Genomic DNA, 19,672 nt, shown 5'->3' on the forward strand with positions numbered 1-19,672 from the left:
GTTAAGTCATACGATCGCCATATCCTGTTCGAGCATTGCCACGTTTCGTCCTGGTTTTTCAAGATTTTGCGTGATCTGGGTCGGGAAATGGGTTTGAATAAACTGACATAGCACATCGGAAGCAAATCGAGCCTTCGTAAGAGGACGACTCGATGATCGATCAGATCGCCCAGTCCTGGCTTGATGTATGGCGTGAATTCGTCCTCTTCCTGAGTTCCTTCCCGACGCGAGCCGGGGCGATGTTGTGGGAGGGCACCGCCGATGTGCCGAAATCACTGGTCCTGGTCCTGATGATCGGTGGGCTCTGGTCGATCTCGATCCCGCGGATAAGGTTCCGGCCGGTGCGCGACTTCACGCTCTGGGCGTTTCGCTATCCCGTGCCCTCGGTGGTCTTGCTGTCGCTGATGCTGATCGTGTGGGGGGTCGTCGGCAAGGGATTCGGGATGCAGGACCTGTTCCTGGAGAACAATCCCCTCATCGCCTTCGAGCTGGGGGTCCTGCTCTCCCTGCTCGTGCTCTCGCTGATCGTCCAGTACTTCATCCTGGATGCCCAGGGCTTCGGCTGGATGAAATCACTGGAGATCGCGACAAGGACGGTGCTCGTAGTCGCGAGTTGGCTTCCACCGTGGGCGCGGGCGTTTGCTCGCCGAGCATTGGGGAATGAACTCTTCCAGCAACTTAACCGCGATCGATGCGCCGCGATCCTGGGTGAAATCGAGGAATTGCACGAGGAACACCATGCGCAGCGGGCCGAGGCGAATTCGGAATTGAGCGGAGTGTTAAAGAGTCCGTGGTTTCGGCTGCTCTTCGCTCCGGCCGTCGTGGCGACCTATGCGATCCCCGAGGTCATGCTCGTCGGGGTCTTCCCCCTGTTCGTGACCGACGCCGCGCAGGCGGTGCGGGTTGCCGCCTGGTTCCTGGGGGTCTCCGTGGGGGCACTCGCGGCCGTCTGGCTGACCGGTCTCACCACGGCTCGGATCTTCGAATTCAACAAGGGGGCGTGGGACGCCCCGTACGGCGCGGGCCTCAGCGCGTTGGATGCCGCGAGGAGCACCGCGGATGCCGCCGACGGGGCCGGGATTGACCTGAGCAGTCGCGGACACTGGAGGGCCCTGGGGCGATCGATCTGCGTCGCTTTCCTGCTCATTCATCTGCTGATCGCCGTCGTGTCGCTTCTATTCCCCCATCGGATTCAGCTCCCCGGAGTGCGGTTCATCCCGAATTCCGGCTGGGGGGCCCTGAGTCTCGAGCTCACGTTGGCCCTCCTGATCGCCGGATTGATCCACTGGCGGTGGTTGATTCCGGAATCACGCCGGGGATCGATCGCTCCCTTGCTGCGGATCGGGAGGTATCTCAGGGACTCCCGCACGGGGAGGCTCATCCAGAGCATTCGAGTCCACCCGGAATGGGTCATCCTGGCCGCTCTCGTGATCTTGACGGCGGTCGTCGGATACCGGATCTGGTTGGCGGCCTCGTCGCCGGACTGGGAGCAACTGGCCTGGGCTGCGCTGGTGGCTCTCCTGGCGGCAGGGCTGCTGGCGGTCTATTTCATGATCTGGGTGGTTCCGTTCCATGTGGCCACGGCGGCGAACTCGAGGCAACTTTCATCCTTCGGAATGATCCTCGCGGCGCTGTGCGTGGCCCTGGGTCTTGCATTCCTGGCCAATGCCGCGAACTGGACTCACCATTGGGTGGCCGCCATCTGCGCGAGCGTGGCCATCGTGGCCCTCATCGCGCCCGTGCCCGCCGGGCGACGGAAGGCGATGATAGCCCTGATCGTCGTTCTTGGGGTCAACGGGGCTTTCGTACCGTTCCTGCTGCCCAAGGATGCGCGTCCCGTGGTTTGGGCGCTGATCGCGTCGTCGTTGCTCTGCATCGCGCTGATCATGTCCGGTTCCGCCTTCCTGAGACGGCTGGCGAGTATGCCCCAGGGCCATCGTTCGCGAGAGGGCCGGTCCGTGGGCCGCATCTATCCGGCGTCCTCGGTCCTCGCCTTCGTCGCATTCGCGACCTTCTACGCCGGCCTGCCGGAGCGGATCCAGTCGTTCCTGCCGGCCGGCGCGTCCCTGGCCCTGGTGCTCGGCACGGTGGCCGCGCTCTACATGCTGGTGAAGTTCAGCAGCAACCGCGGCTCGATCCTGGCCTCCCTCGTTATTCTCGTGCCCCTGTTGCTGAACGGGAACGCCTGGCTGGTGGAGCCGAACCAGTACAAGCTCCAGTTCCCCGGGATGGAGGAGTTCTACCCGGAGCTCGGCGGGCGGGACAATCCGGCCTACTTCCCGGCGGAGCTCAATTCCCAGGCCTACTTCCGGTCGACGACGTCCTCGGTCGTCAAGCTCTTCAGCCAGGACTACTTCGAGGAATGGAGCGAAGGGGCCGGCAAGCGCGTCGAGCGGCTCCCCAGGGCCATCGTCTACCAGCCCCGGATCGGACTGGACCCGAAGACGATGTCACCCAGGCTGTTGCTCGAGTTGAAGGACAAGGCGAATTGCTTCCGTGCCGCGGCGGGGGACCGGCTCGCGCTCTACATCGTGGAGAAGTCGCTCAGCATCGAGAACGCGAACGGGTCCTTGACCCTCAAGTTGAAGGCACCTCGGCTGACGAACGTCCCGGGCGGGTTCAGTCAGCCCGTACGTCTGAAACACAAGTTCTGGCAATGGACGTTCAGGAACTGCTCCGCGTTGCGGCTTCGATTCGATAGCGCGGTGACGTGGGAACAGGCGTCGGACAAAGGGACCGCTCGAACCCGATCCTCACTCCTGGAGTGCCGGAAAGTTCCCAAGAATGGAGGCCCATCCTTCGTGGTCGCGCCGGAGGGTGACGACATTGAGATCAAATTAACCGGAGTCTTGATGCCGCCTTTGCCGGTCCAGACCTCGGCTCGGGTCGCCGCCGTTTTCGAGAAGCTGACTCTCGAGCGGACGAGCAAGCTCCTGCCCGATTCTCCCCTGGTGCTGGAGGTCGGAGGACTCGAGGACTTCATCGATGACCAGACCCTGAAAAGCGTGCTCGATGCGGAGCACATCAAGGGTGCCGTTCGAGATCAATTGGATGAATCACATCTCGTCCTGACGCCGAGTGAGTGGCCCCCGACCTCCGGCGGGACGACGAAGGATTGTGCCGTCGCTTCAGGACCGGCGGTGCTTCCGGGGACGGTCGAAGGTCAGTCTGTGGGGATGGAGTCTTCCGAGCCCTCGGTCGCTCTCGCGCGGTATGAGGACGCAGTGGCCTGGGCCCGAAAGACGGACGAGGACACGAAGAGCAGCGGAGGGGGCGGGGATTGCTACGTCCTCGAACATTACCCCTCGAGTTCGAGGGAGGGCGTGCCATCCCGTCCGATTACCTTGGGCACCTTCGCCGTCGGTTCCGAGCAGTTCCAGAATCTGCCCACGTCCATGACGCTGAGCGCAGAATCTCTCAGGGATATCGTCCGAGATCGGCTCCATGTCGAGGGCGAGAATCCTCCCCCCAACGTTGACCTCTCGCTGAGGACGTCGTATCGAAGGGGGATCTATCAGGGCCATCCCAGGGAGCTGGCGGTCGATCTGGCACGGGGCGAGAGGGTCCGTGACGGCGACCTCCTGATCCTCCGCTGGCCCGGTGAGCACCAAGGCGACCTCCCGGAGTCCGCGACGGTCCGCATCGCGCGTGTCGGACCGGCCCGACGGGGGATCAGCCGGGTCGAGCTCGACCTGAATTGGGAACGGGCTCCGGGCCAGAGGGCCGATACACTCCGTGAGCGGAGGGAAGCCCGTGAATTTCTCGTGGGGAAACACGGCACCTGGGAGATCCTGTCCACGCTCGACAACCAGGACGTCCTGGAGGCCTGGAAGGACGATGCGCTCGATACGGAGAAGCAGCCAGCATTCAAGAAGGCAGTGAAGGCGAATGGGACGCGGAGTGAAAGCGAGGCCCAGAGTTCGGGCGAGCTGTCCGATCGGGCGCCCTTGAATACGACGAAGAATTCTCGCCCCCCCCTCGTGGTCGTCGCGGTCAGCGGCGGAGGGATCCGCGCCTCGGTCTGGACCGCGACGGTCCTGGCGAGCCTCGAGCGGGACCTCGGCCCGACCTTCCCCTACCACGTGCGGCTGATCACGGGGGCGTCGGGTGGCATGGTGTCGGCGGCCCATTATGTGGCCAGCCTCCCTTCCCCGGCCGAGAGGCGGCTGGCGCTCGAGGCCGGGAAGGAGGCGCGGGATCTCGCGAGATGGGTCGAATCCCTGGCCGAGGACCAACTGAACTCCGTCGCCGGCTGTCTCGCCTTCAACGACATCCCCGCGCTCTTGAATCCCGTCCGGAGGGGCACCGATCGCGGCCGGAGACTCGAGGAGACCTGGAAGCGGATCACGGCCGACGGATTCGGCGACCCGAATGCCAGCAAGTTCGCGCGAAGCCTCCGCGATCTCGCCGCCGGCGAGCGAGCCGGCTGGTGCCCGTCGCTGATCTTCACGCCGATGATGGTCGAGGACGGCCGCCGATTGCTGATCTCGAACCTGGACCTGGGCTTCGCCACCCGGAACTATGGCCGATTGCTCATGGAATGGGACACGGAGACAAGGAAGGTCGATCCGACCTATGTCCGGGACCTGCGACCCCGGGAACCTTACGAACGGGCCAATGATGCGCTCTACTCGCTGTCGGCCGTGGAGTTCTTCCGCCTCTTCCCCAATGCGGCCAGGTTCCAGATCAGCACCGCCGCCAGGATGAGCGCGACCTTCCCGTTCGTGTCTCCGGCCGCCAGCCTGCCGACGAAGCCTCCTCGGCGGGTCGTGGATGCCGGATATTATGACAATTACGGGGTGAACATCGCGGCGCAATGGCTGACCGAGATGCGGGACTGGATCGAGGACAACACCTCGGGGGTCCTCATCATCCAGATCCGCGACAGCGTCAGCCAGGACACGCGATCGGAGCTCGGGTTCGACGTGCCCAAGGAGACGGAATCGACCGAATCGAGCATGCTCCCTCGCCTGACCTGGAACGTCATGCCCGACGTCCTGGATCCCGGCGCCTATCCGATCACCACGCCGCTGAACGGGATCTCCAACGCCCGCGAGTGGAGCATGTCCTTCCGCAACGATGAGCAAATCGAGCTGTTCGACGAGCTGATGAGCGCGCGGAAGACGTCCAGGGACGACCCTGATTTCTTCCGGACCGTCGTCTTCGAGTGCCCCGTCCCCGCATCGACGAGCTGGAAGCTCACCAACGAGGCGAGGGAGAAGATCAGGCGCGGCATGGGCCTCGAATTCGGGGACGACCTCTTCCGCAACGTGATGACCTTCCAGGTGCGGGAAGACATCCAGCGGAGACAGTTGCTGGCCAATGTCCGCTACGAGCAGGACAAGCAGCAGAGTCCAACCGATGCGGTCAACAACTACATGATGCAGCTCAATTCCATCTACCTGGAGGAGCTCAAGAAGCTGAGGTTCGACGACCCGGCCACGGGCGCGGTGGACGGCCTCGGGGAGACCAAGAAGCTCTACACGAACGTCTTCAACAACATGCGGCGCCGCGAGCTGGTCCGCGACTGGTGGTTCGCCCGGATGCCGAAGTGAGTCCGCTCGCGGCCCCCGCCGCCGGGATCTCGGTCGCGAGGGTCCGGCTCGATCACCGCCGTGGCGTCGGCCTCCCTCAGGGTGGTGGCAAGATCCGCATCATCTCGGGAGGATAGTAGTCCCAATCCGGTTCCGTCGAGGCGGCCGGCGGGATCAGCCGCACGATCAGGGGGGGAACTCCGACCGCATCGACGACCGATCGGATCGACGGGATCACCACGCGCTCCGTGAACGCGGCCTCCCTCCGCATGCCGGCCGAACCGCGGTCGCCGGGATCGGTCAGGTAGTTCTCGAACAGGAGCCCGTGGCACACGAACAGGGCCAGGAACCTCGCATAGGCGGTCGTCTTCGCGCCGCCGCCGCAGCACGCGAGCCAGTCCGACATGTCGAAGGCCCGATCCGCGGCCGTCGGCGCGAGTGCCCGCAGCGCCTTCGCATGGAAACGGACGAGGGGCTCGCCCCAGAGCGTGCGGGTCTCGTCGAACCGCCGGCCCGCCGCTCGGCGGAAGTCGACGATCCTCCGGGGGCCGGGCACCGATCCGTCGCCGCGCGGGCCGGCGATCTGGATCTCGCAGAGGGATCGCTTGGAGACGTTCTCCAGGACGATCCGGTCCGCCTCGTAGCTCAGGCAGAGCGGGGGCAGGCCCGACCGGTCGGCCAGCTCGAGGAACCGGAACAGCTCCAGGGTCGGGCTGACGACCTGCCTCGCCAGGCATGCCCGGCCGGCCCCTCCGCGGAACGGGAACGGCACGGCCTGCCCGAGGTAGCGTTCGACGCGCCCGCGGAGCTCGGGATCATGCGCCCGGACCCGAAGTGCCTCCACGGCCGAGGCGAGCTCGACGTAGATCCCTGGAGAGCCATCGGGGTCGGCGACGAGAGTTGTCATGCATCGTCGGGCCGGTAGTCGCTGTAGGTTGTGTAGTCGAGCGTCAGCTCCTCTCCCGCGAGGATGTCCCGGATCGCGTAGAATCGATACTCGGCGTCGCAGGCGAGATTCGGATGCCTCGAAAAATTGACATACCAGGATAGGGTCATCTCATTGAAATTCCGAGGGCATCCCAGCATGTCCCCCTTCGGGATGCAGAAGTCGCGGTAGAGCTCGGCGAACCGGGGCTCGCTCCGGTCGACCTCGGATTTCGGGATCCAGAGGATGTCGCAGGGGTCCGGCTCGAAGGGGTAGACCCCTGCGGGGATCCGGCGGATCGCGAAGACGCCCACCCCGTGTATCGGAGAGGGCTGGAGGCGGGCATAGACCAGGGTCGCATGCCCGCTCGTGGACTGCTCCCATTCGGTTTCGTTGGCCATGACGCCGTGGAGTAGAGGGCCGATGACGCATGGTCCCGGGCGGCGAATCGGTCCGATCAGGGACCTTCGCCCCCACCCCTATGATATTCGCCGACGATGGCCCCGTTTACAAGTGCTCGACTCGTCCGACGCGACGGTCACCTCCGGGGCGGCAGCGTGAGGGATGTCCTCTCGGCACGTCGTTTCCGAGAGCCTGCGCAAGCTTCACGTCCGGTCCTGACGGGAGAGCCCGGCCACGATCCCGAGCCCCCGCAGGTTGACGGTCGACCCCGGGCGCCCTCGAATCGCGAAACTCCGGACGGGTCCGAGGGGTATTCTCCGGTGGGTTTCGATCCGAAAGGGACGTCGATCTGGTCCCTGTAAAGTGGTCCATTCCTCTTCGAAGGCTCTGATGGACGGATCTGCGAGTACGGTTGACGAGCTTCCCGGGGCGATCCTCGACGTGGGCGATCCCTGGCCGACGGATGGCGGCCCCGGCGAGCGCCCCCCCGCGGTCGTCCGGGCCCGGCTCCTGGTGGGCTGGGTCGTCCTGGTCGGCGCGGAGGTCCTCTCGGGGGCTTCTCTCGGGATGGGGCTCTGGCATCCCTGGACGCTCCTGCTGACGTACTGGCTCTACTTCTGCCACTTCTTCCTGTTCACGACCCTCTCGATCCGCACGGGCCGGACCTCGCTCGGGTCGCTCTACCTCTGGGGCGTCCTCTACGGGCTCTACGAATCCTGGATCACCAAGGTCATCTGGTACGGGTTCAACGGCGACGGCCGGCTCCAGATGGGGAAGATCGGGCCCTACGGCCTGGCCGAGATCACGATGGTCTTCTTCTTTCACCCGATCCTGTCCTTCATCGTCCCGCTCGCGGTGGCGTGCCTCCTCTGGCCCCCCTTGCTGCGGATCTATCCCGACCTCGGGCCATACCTGCGGCGGACGCGCCGGGCCGGCGCGGTCCGGGCCTGTCTCGTCATGAGCTTCGCCCCCATCGTCGCCATGAACGGCGGCGGGCCGCTCAACATCGCCCTCAACTCCCTGTTCCTGGTCATCGTGTTCCTGGTGCTGGGCCGCCTGGCCCGGCCGGCCCGGATACGTTCGGACGGGCGGGCGATCCTCGAGTTCGGTCGGCCCGGCCTGGTCGGCCTGTGCATCTATCTGGCCGTCCTCTACACCCTGACCTATTTCGGGATCAGGCCGGAGGGCCTCCCGTCCGGGCGCGTCCAGTGGGGGACGCTCGCCCTCTACGGGCTGGCGATCCTCGGTCTCTGGTTGCAGCAACGACGGTCCCCGACAACGGCCGCGATCGACGTGGATCCGCGCTCGCTGCGGACGGCGGAGGCGACGCTCGCCACGATCCTCGGGCTGGGCCTCGTCCTGTCCTTGGCCCCGGGCAATCCGCTGATCGTCGCCCCGGCGATCATCTCCTTCGCCGCCTGGATCGCCCTCAGCGCCATCCTGCCGCTCGTGGTCCTCGGCCGGGCTATTCAGGCTCGCTGGTCGACCAGGCCGTGAGGCCGCCGGCCGCCACCAGGATCGGGGGCAGGAGGCAACTGTTCAGGAACAGGTCGGCCAGGTTGATGGCGAGGATGGCAACGGCAGCCGCCACCGCTGCATTCGCGCGGCCCGATCGGGCCAGGCGCCGCGCGGCCAGGACGATCGGCGCGGCGAGGACCGCCATCGACGCCAGGGCCGCGATCACCCCGTGGAATCCCGCCTCCATGAGCGGGTAGGCGATGGAGACCGGCGCGATGAACCGCCCGTCCGGCGTCATGGGCGACCAGTCGGCCAGGCCATGCCCCAGGATCGGCCGTTCCCGGATCGCCTCGAGATGCTCCGCCACCCGTGCCAGCCGCCACGTGAACGAGGTCTTGCCCAGGCCGACGAAGAAGCCGCGGACGTTGTTGCGGAGGGCGCCCGGCCCCCCGGAGCGAACGACCAGGATTGCCGCGGCGAGCACGACAAGCACCGCGCCCGCCGCGATGGCGGCCCGGATCGCCCGCTTCGGGATCCTCAGTCGGATCGCCGCGATCCAGGCCAGGCCGCAGGCGAGCCAGCCAAGGCTGCTGTGCGATTGCCCCAGGATGGCGACGACGACCAGGATGATCGCCGCCCGACGTGTGGGTATCCTCAACTGCCCGACGCGGGCGAGGTCCCTTTCCCCGCCCGCCCACAGCCAGGCGGCGGCGAGTGCCGTGGAAGCCGCCCACATCCCCCACTGGTTCCCCTGTTCCATGAACAGCAGGGGCCGATGCCCGAGGGTTCGGGAGATCCCGTCCGCCCGATATGGATTCTGGCCGTAGACCCAATCGTAGAAGACCGGGCCCGTCGCGAACTCCAGTAGCGCCGCCGGGGCCGTGACAAGCCCGGCGATCGCCCAGGCCTTCTCCATCTCCAGCAAGGCTTCGGGAGAGGCGAACCGGGTCCGGCCGACCAGGTACGGAACGCCCCAGGCCAGGATCAGGTGTCGTGCCTGCGCCAGGCCTCCGGCGATCGGCAAGCCGTTGGACCACGCCGAGAGGATCGGGATCGCCGCGAAGAGCAGGAACGCCCCATCCAGCGCCAGGAAACGAAGCCGGCGGAGCGACTCGGCGTCGAACAGCACGATCCCCAGCAGGCAGCCAAGTCCGATGGCCGAGGCCTTGTTCCAGAGCGGGTCGGCGGCCAGGGCCAGAGAGTGGACCACGAAGCGATTCTGGCTCGTGGCCAGCTCGAGGGCCTCGACGGGATAGGCCTCGTTCGGCAGCAGGATCCATCCCGCCAGCAGCGAGATCAACGCGCCTCGCGTGGGGCCGAGCTTGCCGTAGAGGCACAGCGAGATCGGGATCCAGGCGGCTAGGACGAGGGCTGCGAGCGACATCGGCAAAAGGTGCTCGATCCAGGAGGGGACGATAGAGGCCGGATGGACGGCGAGCATGCGTGCGACTTACTCTAGTCTACGGCGATTCGCCGGCCAAGGTCGGTCGAGCCGGTCGCCGGAGGAGCTGACCGATGATCGACGCGTTCGATCGATTCTGGAACACGTTCCCCCCCAACGTCCTGCTCCTCCTCACCCGGGCCTGCTGGTGCCTGGTCGGCCTGCTCGCGGCGGCCCTCCTGTTCCGCCGCGCGGATGCCGGCTCCACCCCCCGGCGCCTCTGGTGGACACTCGCCGTGCTGGGGCCCGTCGCGTTCATCGAGATGGGCCTGTCGGTCCGGTATCGGCTGATGGGAAACTGGCGGGAGCTCGTCCGCGTGACCCTGGGGAGTCGGGCAGTGGCCAGCCGGCACTCCTGGCAAGGATTCGTCGTCGCCGGGGCGGTCATCGTCGCGGTTGGCCTGGTTGCGTGGCTGGCCCATCGCACCCGGCGCTGGCCGGTTGCGGCGAGGATCACCGTGGTCGGCACGATCGTCGCGCTCCTGGGGTTCACCCTGGAGATCATCTCGTTCCACAACATCGACCTCCACTACGGCGTCTACTGGTCGCTCTGGTTCTCCGGGCTCGGCCTGATGCTCCTGGGTTTGGCCTGGTCCCTGGCCACGCACTCCGCGGCCGTTCGGGCCGATCGCGACGACGGCATGGGGGTTCGACGCTATCGCGTGGCGAGCGTCACCACTTCCGCCCGCCGTGATCCCATCACCGCCCGGCTCCAACGCCTCGCGATCGCCGTGCTCCTGCTCGCCGTGCCCGAGCTCGTCGCGTGGCTGACCGGCTGACTTGACGGGGGGCGAGCCGGCTCCGAGGCGTGCTTCCCGGCCCCCGCCTGGCATCCTCTATCTTCACCGCTTGACGCCGGTTCTAATGAGCTTCAGGAGGATCCTGATGCGTGCGATTACGGTGTCTTGCGGTGTCTTCGTCTCGACGTTGCTCGTCATCCCCGCCCGGGGAGATTCGGGCCCGCCGGTCCCGGACGCGGTGAAGCCCGTCGTCCCGCTCGGGGCGACATTCTTCCCCCTCGAGAACGTCCGGCTGCTCGACGGCCCGCTGCGGCATGCGATGGAGCTGGACGAGAAGTACATCCTCGACCTCGACGTCGATCGGCTCCTGCACGTCTTCCGGCTCAACGCGGGATTGCCCTCGGCCGCGAAGCCGCTGGGAGGCTGGGAGGCCCCCGCGGTCGAGGTTCGGGGCCACTTCGTCGGCCACTACCTCAGCGCCTGCGCGCTCCTGTACGCGAGCACGGGCGACCCGCGATTCAAGGAGAAGGGCGACAGGCTCGTCACCGGCCTCGTCGCGTGCCAGAAGAAGATCGGCTCGGGATACCTGAGCGCCTTCCCCGACGAGTTCATCGACCGCGTCGAGGGCCGCAAGCCGGTCTGGGCCCCCTACTATACGCTCCACAAGATCCTCGCCGGGCTGATCGATATGAACACCCATTGCGGCAATTCCGAGGCGCTCGACGCGGCCCGGAAGTTCGCCGACTGGGTGAAATCCCGCTGCGACAAGCTCTCGGACGATCAGATGCAGGGGATGCTGGGCAACGAGCACGGCGGGATGAACGAGTGCCTCGCCAACCTCTACGCCCGGACCGGGGAGAAGAAGTACCTGGACCTGTCGGAGCGGTTCAATCACCGGGCCGTGATCGATCCCATGTCCCAGGGCCGCGACATCCTGACCGGGTTGCACGCCAACACGCAGATCCCCAAGTTCATCGGCACGGCCGAGGAATACGAGCTGACCGGCCGGCCGGCGTATCGCGCCGCCTCTTCGTTCTTCTGGGACACGGTCGTGAAGGAGCGATCCTACGTGATCGGCGGCCACTCCGACGGCGAGATGTTCTCGCCCAAGGAGACGCTCTCCCGGGCCTTCGGCCCGAGCACGACCGAGACCTGCAACACCTACAACATGCTCAAGCTGACGCGGCACCTCTTCACCTGGGAGCCGCGCGCGCAGTACGCCGACTACTACGAGCGGGCGCTCTTCAACCACATCCTGCCGTCGCAGAACGCCGAGACCGGGATGATGGTGTACTACCTGCCGCTCCGGCCCGGTTCGAAGCGCGTCTTCAACGAGCCCGAGAATTCCTTCTGGTGCTGCACGGGGACGGGCGTGGAGAACCACGCGAAGTATGGGGACAGCATCTATGTTCACGATGGCGACCGGATCCTGTACGTGAACCTGTTCGTGGCGTCGGTGCTGTCGTGGAAGGAGCGGGGGCTGACCCTCCGGCAGGAGACGCGGTTCCCGGAAGAGCAGGGGACCCGGCTGGTGATCTCGTGCGAGAAGCCGACGCCGCTCCGGCTCAGGTTGCGGCACCCGTCGTGGGCCGGGGCGGGATTTGCCGTCAAGGTGAACGGCGAGGACATCGCGGACCGGAGCGTGCCGGGGAGCTATGCGGAGATCGGCCGCGAGTGGAAGGACGGCGACACCGTGGAGGTCTCGCTGCCGTTCGCGCTCCACGTCGAGGCGTTCAAGGACAACCCCGATCGGCTCGCGTTCCTGCACGGCCCCCTGGTCCTGGCCGCGGGCCTGGCGCCCGATCAGGCCATCCCGGCGATCGTCGGCGATCCGAGCGAGGCGCTGCGTTCGCTCGGCCTCCAGGAGGGGCAACCCTCGACCTTCTCGGCCTCGCCGGACGTCTTTCGATACGCCGCGAATTCGGGCCGGCTGCTGGTGCTGAGGCCCCTGTACCGCATGCCCGGTGATGTCCGATACACGGTCTACTTCGATCGCTTCACGGCCGAGGGCTGGAAGGAGAAGCAGGCCGAGTACGCGGCGGACCAGGCCCGCCGGCGGGAGCTCGACGAGCGGACGGTGGACCGCGTCCATCCCGGCCAGGACCAGAGCGAGCGGGACCACGCGTTCAAGGGGGAGAAGTCGAACGCCGGGCTCTTCGTCGATCGCCCCTGGCGGGACGCGAGCGACGGCGGCTACTTCCGCTACGTCGTCAAGGTGCTCCCGGACCGGCCCCAGGTGTTGAGCGTCACCTACTGGGGCAGCGATTCCAACCATCGAGTCTTCGACGTCCTGGTGGATGGCACGAAGATCGCCACCGAGACCCTGGAGCGGAACCATCCCGACGAGTTCTACGACCAGGCCTACTCGATCCCCGAGGATCTCACCCGCGGCAAGGACCGGGCGACGGTGACCTTCCAGGCTCATCCCGGTCACATGGCGGGCGGAGCGTTCGGAATCCGCGTCCTCCGGACCGGGAAGTGAACAGGATTGGAGCGACCCTCATGAAATGGTTTTTGCCTCTGACCGCGACGATTGCGATCGCCTTCACGGGCCCGACGCCGGCCCAAGCCCAGGGGTGGAAGCTCGTCTGGAGCGACGAGTTCGACCGCGCCGGTGCGCCGGATCCGGCGAAATGGGGCCACGAGCACGGCTTCGTCCGCAACGGCGAGAAGCAGTTCTACACCCGCGATCGCCGCGAGAATGCCCGCGTCGAGGACGGCCACCTGATCATCGAGGCGCGGAAGGAGCCGTGGAAGGAGGGCGAGAAGAAGGCCGATTACACCTCGGCCTCGCTGACGACCGAGGGCAAGCACGCCTGGACCCACGCCAAGGTCGAGGTCCGGGCGAAGCTGCCGAAGGGCCGCGGCACCTGGCCGGCGATCTGGATGCTGGGCTCCGACATCCACAGGGCCGGCTGGCCCGCCTGCGGCGAGATCGACATCATGGAATTCGTCGGCTACGACCCCGGCCTTGTCCATGCGAATATCCACACCAAAAAGTACAACCACGTGAACAAGAACGGCAAGGGGAGCAGCCTGAAGCTCCCCGATGCGTCGGAGCAATTCCACGTCTACGGCGTCGAATGGGACGCCACGAAGATGGATTTCTCGGTCGACGGCAAGGTCTACTTCACCTACAAGAACGAGGGGAGCGGCACCGCGGCCTGGCCCTACGACCGCCCCCAGTTCCTGATCCTCAACCTGGCCATCGGCGGCGGCTGGGGCGGCCAGAAGGGGATCGACGACGCGATCTTCCCGCAGCGATACCTCATCGATTACGTGCGGATCTACCAGAAGGCCGATACCGCAACCCCGTCGCAGGCCGGCCGTGGGGTCCGGCGGTGAGAGGCTCGGAAGGCCGATGGCGTCAGCCTCGGGAGCCGAAGAGCCACCAGGCGAGTGAGGCATACAGGGCCAGGGTGCCGGCCGAGGTCGGGACGAAGACCTTCCATCCCCCCCGATGAAACACGTGGAATCGTCCGGTCGCCAGTCGAATCGGGACGGACACGGGCAGGTGATAGAGCAGAAAGGCATTGAACCAGGACTCATCCCGGTTGAGCTGGCCCACGTCCTGGATGGCGAGCAGAGTTCGGTCGTCCAGGGGGACCGGCCCGCCGTTCCTCGACTCGGCCAGACGCCGCACCCGTCGCCAGTTCCTGTACTTCAGGGCGTAAGAACACGCCCATCCGAGCTCGATGGCCGAAACCAGGGCGACCAGCAGGACGGCTTGCATGTTGTCGGTCCATCCCGCTTGACCCGCGGTCGTGACGGACCGTGGCCGTTTCTCTCCGCGGATTCGCCGCTCGAGTGACCGCCCATCGGTCGCACGGCCGGCCCCGAAGGGTCGGGTCAGTCTAACAGCTCGACCGGCCGGTTGATAACTCGGCCCGGCCGCTCGGTCCTGGCGGGGACCATTCCGCGTGCCGACGGTTGACCGCGCCAGGCGACCGGCCGCCCGATGAACGCGGCGACTCGGAGACCGGTCGGGCGATCAGCCGTGGGGGGCGCGACTTCGGCCGTCCGGCGGATCGGCTCTCCCGGCCGTCGCGTCTCGCATCGAAAACGTCATCGTCGGGCCGCCCTGCGGTCCCGACCAGCCACAGCACCTCCGAGTCGCTTTGGAGACGATCTCGCTCCTCGGGTCGCGGTCAGCGATTGCCCAGGCCCAGGCGAATCAGCTCGCGATCGATGAGGTCCAGATCCCAGATCTCGACGGTGGGCTCGCTCGTGCCGCCGACTACGGGCACGGCGAGTCGGCGGCCGGAGTCGTTGAAGGCGAGGGCCAGGCTCCAGATGTTCGCGCGCCCGGGGAGCTTCAGGTCGAGGGCCGGCCGCGTGGGAGTGGCGACCGACCAGACGAGGACTTTCCCCAGGTACGAGCCGGCGGCCAGTCGCCGGCCGTCCGGAGAGAAGGCCAGGCCGGTCAGGATCCCCTGTCCTTCACCCTCGGGCGGGGCCAGGCGGCTCACGACGGCCCAACGGCGGGTGTCCAGGAGCGTGATGTGGCCCGTTCGATCGCCGATGGCGAGGAGGCCGCCATCCGGCCGGAGGGCCAGGCTGGAGAGGCCGTCGGGGAGCGCGGGAGGGTCGATCCGTCGGGCCGTGATCGGGTCGTCGTCGCTCCCCTTCTCGCCGCCGGGCTCGAGGGCCCAACTGCTGAGGCGCGAGAAATCGCCCAGGAAGTAGAGCCGGTCTCCGGCGGGAGAGATCTGGACCGCGGACATCCCCGGCTTGTTCGGTCCGCCGCGGCCGCCCCCGGGTCGGTCCCCGGGGCCCGGCCGGCCGCCTGGCCTGGGCTCGCCGCCGGGTCGAGGGCCGGGGCCGGGGCCCGGCCCGGGTCCCGGTTCGTCGCCCGGCCTGGGCCGGCCGCCGGCCGGCTCGCGGGGCGGGGGCGCTTCGGGTTCCAGGCCGGGGCTGGCGTCGTCGGCCGGAGGCGGCGCGATCACGGTGCGGAGGACGTCCGGGTGAGACGCCTCCCAGACCCAGGCGTTCCCGCCCCGGACGACGGCCATGTGCCGGCCGTCCGAGGAGCGGGCCAGGAGCGACTGGGACATCATCCACGGGCCGGGCAGCTCGAGGGTCGTGGGGCGACCGCCCGGATCCGTGCCGTCGTTCCAGATCCGGAGGGTACGCGAATCGAGGGCGACGAGCCGGCCTTCGGAGTCGAACCGGACCGTGTTCTTGCCGTCCATCTCTCGGCCTCGATTGCGGCCCCGTTCCGAGCCGCGCGGGGCGGCCTCGGGAGCCGTCCCCGGGTCGGATCGCCCGCCGGTGCAGCGATTGCCGCCGTCCCGATAGAACCAGACGTCGCCGTTGGCGCAGCCGATGGCGAGGCCGCCGCCGGGCCGGAAGTCCATCGACAGGGGCCACGAATCGAACCCGCCGATCTGGACTCGCGCCGCCGAGTCATTCACCCGCCAGACCTGCGTGGTCGACATGCGGCCGGACGCGAAGAGGGTCATGCCGTCGGGCGTGAATCCGAAGTCGGTGATGAAGTCCGCGACCGGCAGCACGGCCACGACCCGGTGTGAGGCCACGTCCCAGATCTCGAGGCTGTTGATCGTCGCGGTCGCCAGCAGCGTCCCCTGGTGGTTGAACCGCATCAGCCGCGGCGTGCCCCGCGGGTCCGCCAGGCTCGTGAGCAGCCGTCCCCCCTCCCGGTCCCGGTCCCAGAGCTGGATCGTGTTTCCCGCGGCGACGGCCATCAGGTTGTTCGCGCCCAGCGAGACCGACAGGACCATCTCGGACTGGGTGTCGATCTGGTTCCGGAGCTGGCCGTCGGACAGGTCGTGGAGGAGGACCGAGAGGGTGGTGCCGTGGAACTGCGCGATGGCGACCGACTTGCTGTCGGGGCTGAAGGCCGGCCAGGGCATCATGAACATGCCCCCGCGGCGCGGGCTATCCCCCCCCGAGGCCTGGAGGGTGGCCAGCGGCTGCTCGAGGTGGCTCGTGTCCCAGAGCAGGATCTCGGGCTCGGGGCCCTCGGGGCGTCCCCCCGGGGGACCGCCCGCGTCCCGCCGGCCCTGGCCACGGCCGCGCGGCGACTCGGCGATCTCCTCGATCGTGATCAATCGATCGCCGGTCGGGCTGGCGAAGACGCTCTGGACCCGCCGCCCGGGGCGGACCACGTCCCGGATCACCGAGCCGTTGCGGATGTCGTACAGCCTCAGGACGTCGTCGGATCGCGGCCCGTCCTCCTCCGGCAGGAGGGCGAAGAGGACGTTCCGCGCCAGGGTCATGTGCCGGCCCCACCAGCGGCCGCCCCGGCCGCCGAATCCCGGGCCAATGCCCTTGCCCCCGGGCGAATTCGGCCTGGATCCGGACGCGTTTCCTGCCGTCGGATTCGCCGCGTCCGCCGCGGCCGGTGAGGCCGACGGCGCGGCATCCAGGCCGATGGTCGCGAACCGCTGCCGCTGGGGGACGTTCCAGAGGCTGATCTCGGACCCGTTCTCGGACAGGGCCGCCAGCACCGAGCCGTCGGATCCCAGCTCGATCCCCCGCGATGACCCGGTCGGGAAGGCCGGGAGGGCGACGACGTCGCGGAGCATCAGGAACTCGACGGCCTGCTCGCGGAGCCTCTCCGGCGAGAGCGCCGAGGCCTGGTCGGCCGTGGCCGCCGCCTCCGGGTTGCCCATGTTGCGGATCAGGTCCAGCCCCTTGGACCTCCGATCGGGCAGGTCGGAGACCAGCAGGTTCGCCGCGTTGGCCGAGAGCGCCCAGCGGGCGGCGGCCCGGGCCTTCTCGGCCTCGCTGGCCTTCTCCCCCAGGGCGACCTCGGTCGCCTTGCCGGCTCGCCTCGCCTCGTCGCGCTCGGCCAGGATCCGGCCGTACGCATAGGTCGCGATCCCGAGCACCGCGACGGTCGCCACCGTCGTGACGGTGGTGATCCCGGGGTGGCGCCGGGCCACCCGCCAGGCCCGGCCGACGGGGCTGATCCGGCGGGCGCGGACCGGCTCGCTGTTGAGGAACCGGGCCAGGTCCTCGGCCAGCGCCACGGCCGTCTCGTAGCGGTCGCCGGGGCGCTTGGCCAGGGTCTTGAGGACGATCGTCTCCAGGTCGAGCGGGACCCGCCGGTTGAGCTGGCGGGGCGGGATCGGCTCCCGCCCGCCGATCTGGTCGAGCAGCTCGGCGGCGCTCGAGCCGTCGAAGGGAGGTCGGAGGGTGAGCAGCTCGTAGATCGTGGCGCCCAGGCTGTAGACGTCGGTCCGCGCGTCGATGCGTCCGGTGCGGGCCTGTTCCGGGCTCATGTAACGCGGGGTGCCCAGGAGGCTGTCGTGGTGGGTCATCCCCGGATCGGCGAGCCGTCGCGCCAGGCCGAAGTCGGTCACCCAGATGTTCCCCTGGGCGTCGATGAGGAGGTTGGACGGCTTGACGTCGCGGTGGATCACCCCCTGGTGGTGGGCATGGCCGAGGGCCTCGGCGGCCTGGAGGCCCACCTCCGCGACCCAGCGGAAGTAGGCCGATCCGCGCGGGGGCTCGAAGGGGGTGGCCGCCGCGTCGTCCTGGGCGTGCGGATGCGCCTGGAGCATCGAGGCCGTCCTCCCCACCCCCGTCTCCAGGAGCTCGAGCTCGAGGAGCCGGGATCGCCCGCGATCGAGCGTCCCCCCGCTCAGCCCCTGCCAGGAGCCGGTCGGGTCGTCGCCGGCCCCGGGGGATCGTCGCGGCGGCGAGATGTCGCCCAGGGATGGGATCGGGGACGGCGAGCCGTCGCTCGACGACGCGTGCGTGCGTCGCCACGGGAGTCCGGACGAGACGCGGACCCAGAGCCGATTGAATCGCGAGCTGATGTCCGTCGACCCGCCCAGCCCGGAGCCGCCGTCGTGGCCGCTGCCGACGGCCGATCGTCCCGTCGAGAAGGCGCCGGGCCGGGCCTGGCGGAGGTGGCGGAGGACCCGGTCCAGGCCGCTCCCCTCGATCCGCTGCATGGCGTAATAGCAGAGGCCGCCGGCCTGGCCCACGTCGAAGACGGGGACGATGTGGGTGTGGTGCAATCCCGCCGCGGTCTTCGCCTCGTTGAGGAAACGCCGCCGGGCCGAGGAGTCGGGGGCGGCATGCGTCCCCAGGACCTTCAACGCCACCGGCCGGTCCAGCCCCACGTGGAGGGCCTCGTAGACCGTCCCCATGCCGCCGCGGCCGAGCTCGCGGACCACCCGGTAGCCGGCGATCCTCCTCCCCGACTCGAGATTCCGCCCCGGGCCCCCGCCGGGCGTCGAGCCGCTCCCCACCAGCCCGTGGACCAGCTCGAGGCCCTCGAGCGCGGCCCGGACGTCGTCGCGGATGTCGGGATGGCGGTCGGCGAACTCGTCCGGGTCCGGGGCCTCGCCGTTCTCCACCAGCGAGAGGTAGGCCTCGATGACCTCGCCCAGGCGTTCGTCGTCGTCGTCGGCGCCGCGATCGGTTCCCTCGGCGGGGCCGGCCTCGCCGCGGTCCGGGTCCGCCCGGCGGCGGTCATTCTCGTCCCGGTGGCTCATTCTCATATCTTAATGATCCTCCCGGGGGGCCCTCGAGGGTGCGTTTCAGCCGCTTCAGCCCGCGCGCCCAGATGCCGCGGATCGACTTCCGACTCAGCCCCACCCTGTCGCCGATCGCCTCGAAGGAGAGCCCCTCCGCGTGATAGAGCCAGAGGATGTCCGCCTCGTCCACGGGGAGGGCGCCGACGGCGTCGGCCAGCAGGACCACGAGCTCCCTGCGGCTGGCCACCTCGCTCGGGCTCGTCTGGCTCAGCGCCAGCATGTCCAGCAGCCGCCCGCCGCCCCCCTCCGAGGAGAGGTGGCCGGGCCCTTCCAGGTCCAGGGGCGCATCCAGGGCGAGGGTCCGCGTGCCGCCGGTCCGCTTGGAGCGGCTGTGATACCGCCCCAGGTCCGCGAGCTTCTGGCTGACCAGCCGCCGCAGCCACCCCACCAGGGCCGCCTCGTTCTGGCCGGTGAACTGGGGGAACTGCCGGACGACCTCGATGAGCGTCTCCTGGACCACGTCGGACAGCTCCAGCCGCTCTCGCAACCGGGGCCCCAGCCCGGTCCTCACGATCATCCGCAGGTAGTTGCGATACAGCGCGCAGAGCTCACCCAGCGCCTCGGTTTCGCCCGCCCGCGCCCTGGACATGAGTTCGATCGGACCGTCGGCCATCGGAGTCGGCTCTTCTTTCAGGCTGCCGCCCGACCGCTGCCCCGCC

The 19,672-nt window shown here is 68.3% G+C and carries 11 protein-coding genes; 5 read left to right on the forward strand and 6 right to left on the reverse strand.

Annotated elements, in window-relative coordinates; genetic code table 11:
• Positions 1-152 precede the first annotated feature (152 nt).
• Entirely contained in the window at positions 153-5,555 is a 5,403-nt protein-coding gene (locus G6O54_RS17070) for a patatin-like phospholipase family protein (RefSeq protein ID WP_165226869.1), read from the forward strand.
• 76 nt (positions 5,556-5,631) lie between these two features.
• On the opposite strand, the gene G6O54_RS17075 is transcribed toward G6O54_RS17070, so the two are convergent.
• Together G6O54_RS17075 and G6O54_RS17080 are read right to left on the reverse strand one after the other, a co-directional pair.
• Complete coding sequence (locus G6O54_RS17075) at positions 5,632-6,441, reverse strand: hypothetical protein (RefSeq protein ID WP_165226870.1); 810 nt, start codon at positions 6,439-6,441, stop codon at positions 5,632-5,634.
• Positions 6,438-6,860 carry an SET domain-containing protein-lysine N-methyltransferase gene (locus G6O54_RS17080; RefSeq protein ID WP_165226871.1) on the reverse strand — a complete coding sequence of 141 codons (423 nt, stop codon included), beginning with the start codon at positions 6,858-6,860 and terminating at the stop codon, positions 6,438-6,440. The genes G6O54_RS17075 and G6O54_RS17080 overlap by 4 nt, the downstream gene beginning before the upstream one ends.
• 391 nt (positions 6,861-7,251) lie before the next feature.
• Between G6O54_RS17080 and G6O54_RS17085 the strand changes: the two genes are divergently transcribed.
• A complete protein-coding gene (locus tag G6O54_RS17085; RefSeq protein WP_165226872.1) occupies positions 7,252-8,358 on the forward strand; it encodes an AF_0692 family protein in 1,107 nt (368 codons plus the stop codon).
• Here the strand turns inward: G6O54_RS17085 and G6O54_RS17090 are convergent.
• Entirely contained in the window at positions 8,327-9,703 is a 1,377-nt protein-coding gene (locus tag G6O54_RS17090) for an O-antigen ligase family protein (RefSeq protein WP_165226873.1), read from the reverse strand. The two genes, G6O54_RS17085 and G6O54_RS17090, sit on opposite strands and share 32 nt — an antisense overlap.
• A 131-nt stretch (positions 9,704-9,834) precedes the next feature.
• Between G6O54_RS17090 and G6O54_RS17095 the strand changes: the two genes are divergently transcribed.
• The 3 genes from G6O54_RS17095 (at position 9,835) to G6O54_RS17105 (ending at position 13,845) form a co-directional block, all read left to right on the forward strand.
• Positions 9,835-10,539 carry a hypothetical protein gene (locus G6O54_RS17095; protein WP_165226874.1) on the forward strand — a complete coding sequence of 235 codons (705 nt, stop codon included), beginning with the start codon at positions 9,835-9,837 and terminating at the stop codon, positions 10,537-10,539.
• A gap of 106 nt (positions 10,540-10,645) precedes the next feature.
• Entirely contained in the window at positions 10,646-12,982 is a 2,337-nt protein-coding gene (locus G6O54_RS17100) for a glycoside hydrolase family 127 protein (RefSeq protein ID WP_165226875.1), read from the forward strand.
• A gap of 20 nt (positions 12,983-13,002) precedes the next feature.
• Positions 13,003-13,845: a glycoside hydrolase family 16 protein gene (locus G6O54_RS17105; RefSeq protein ID WP_165226876.1), complete on the forward strand. Its 843-nt coding sequence runs from the start codon at positions 13,003-13,005 to the stop codon at positions 13,843-13,845.
• Between the two features lie 22 nt (positions 13,846-13,867).
• Here G6O54_RS17105 and G6O54_RS17110 read toward each other — a convergent pair whose 3' ends face one another.
• The 3 genes from G6O54_RS17110 to G6O54_RS17120 form a co-directional block, all read right to left on the reverse strand.
• On the reverse strand, positions 13,868-14,233 hold the full coding sequence (locus tag G6O54_RS17110; protein WP_165226877.1) for a hypothetical protein: 366 nt from the start codon (positions 14,231-14,233) through the stop codon (positions 13,868-13,870).
• 415 nt (positions 14,234-14,648) lie between these two features.
• Positions 14,649-18,977, reverse strand: a complete 4,329-nt coding sequence (locus tag G6O54_RS17115; RefSeq protein ID WP_165226878.1) for a WD40 repeat domain-containing serine/threonine protein kinase — start codon at positions 18,975-18,977, stop codon at positions 14,649-14,651.
• Entirely contained in the window at positions 18,949-19,626 is a 678-nt protein-coding gene (locus G6O54_RS17120) for a sigma-70 family RNA polymerase sigma factor (RefSeq protein WP_165226879.1), read from the reverse strand. Before G6O54_RS17120 ends, G6O54_RS17115 begins: the two co-directional genes overlap by 29 nt.
• Positions 19,627-19,672 lie beyond the last annotated feature (46 nt).

The sequence above is a fragment of the Aquisphaera insulae genome (assembly GCF_011064615.1).
In the GTDB taxonomy this organism is placed as follows: domain Bacteria; phylum Planctomycetota; class Planctomycetia; order Isosphaerales; family Isosphaeraceae; genus Aquisphaera; species Aquisphaera insulae.

Excerpts from the sequence above, each read along its gene's own strand:
- G6O54_RS17075 (WP_165226870.1), bottom strand. The coding sequence starts at position 6,441 with ATGACAACTCTCGTCGCCGACCCCGATGGCTCTCCAGGGATCTACGTC.
- G6O54_RS17110 (WP_165226877.1), bottom strand. The coding sequence starts at position 14,233 with ATGCAAGCCGTCCTGCTGGTCGCCCTGGTTTCGGCCATCGAGCTCGGA.
- G6O54_RS17090 (WP_165226873.1), bottom strand. The coding sequence starts at position 9,703 with ATGTCGCTCGCAGCCCTCGTCCTAGCCGCCTGGATCCCGATCTCGCTG.
- G6O54_RS17070 (WP_165226869.1), top strand. The coding sequence starts at position 153 with ATGATCGATCAGATCGCCCAGTCCTGGCTTGATGTATGGCGTGAATTC.
- G6O54_RS17105 (WP_165226876.1), top strand. The coding sequence starts at position 13,003 with ATGAAATGGTTTTTGCCTCTGACCGCGACGATTGCGATCGCCTTCACG.
- G6O54_RS17085 (WP_165226872.1), top strand. The coding sequence starts at position 7,252 with ATGGACGGATCTGCGAGTACGGTTGACGAGCTTCCCGGGGCGATCCTC.
- G6O54_RS17095 (WP_165226874.1), top strand. The coding sequence starts at position 9,835 with ATGATCGACGCGTTCGATCGATTCTGGAACACGTTCCCCCCCAACGTC.
- G6O54_RS17120 (WP_165226879.1), bottom strand. The coding sequence starts at position 19,626 with ATGGCCGACGGTCCGATCGAACTCATGTCCAGGGCGCGGGCGGGCGAA.
- G6O54_RS17080 (WP_165226871.1), bottom strand. The coding sequence starts at position 6,860 with ATGGCCAACGAAACCGAATGGGAGCAGTCCACGAGCGGGCATGCGACC.
- G6O54_RS17115 (WP_165226878.1), bottom strand. The coding sequence starts at position 18,977 with ATGAGAATGAGCCACCGGGACGAGAATGACCGCCGCCGGGCGGACCCG.
- G6O54_RS17100 (WP_165226875.1), top strand. The coding sequence starts at position 10,646 with ATGCGTGCGATTACGGTGTCTTGCGGTGTCTTCGTCTCGACGTTGCTC.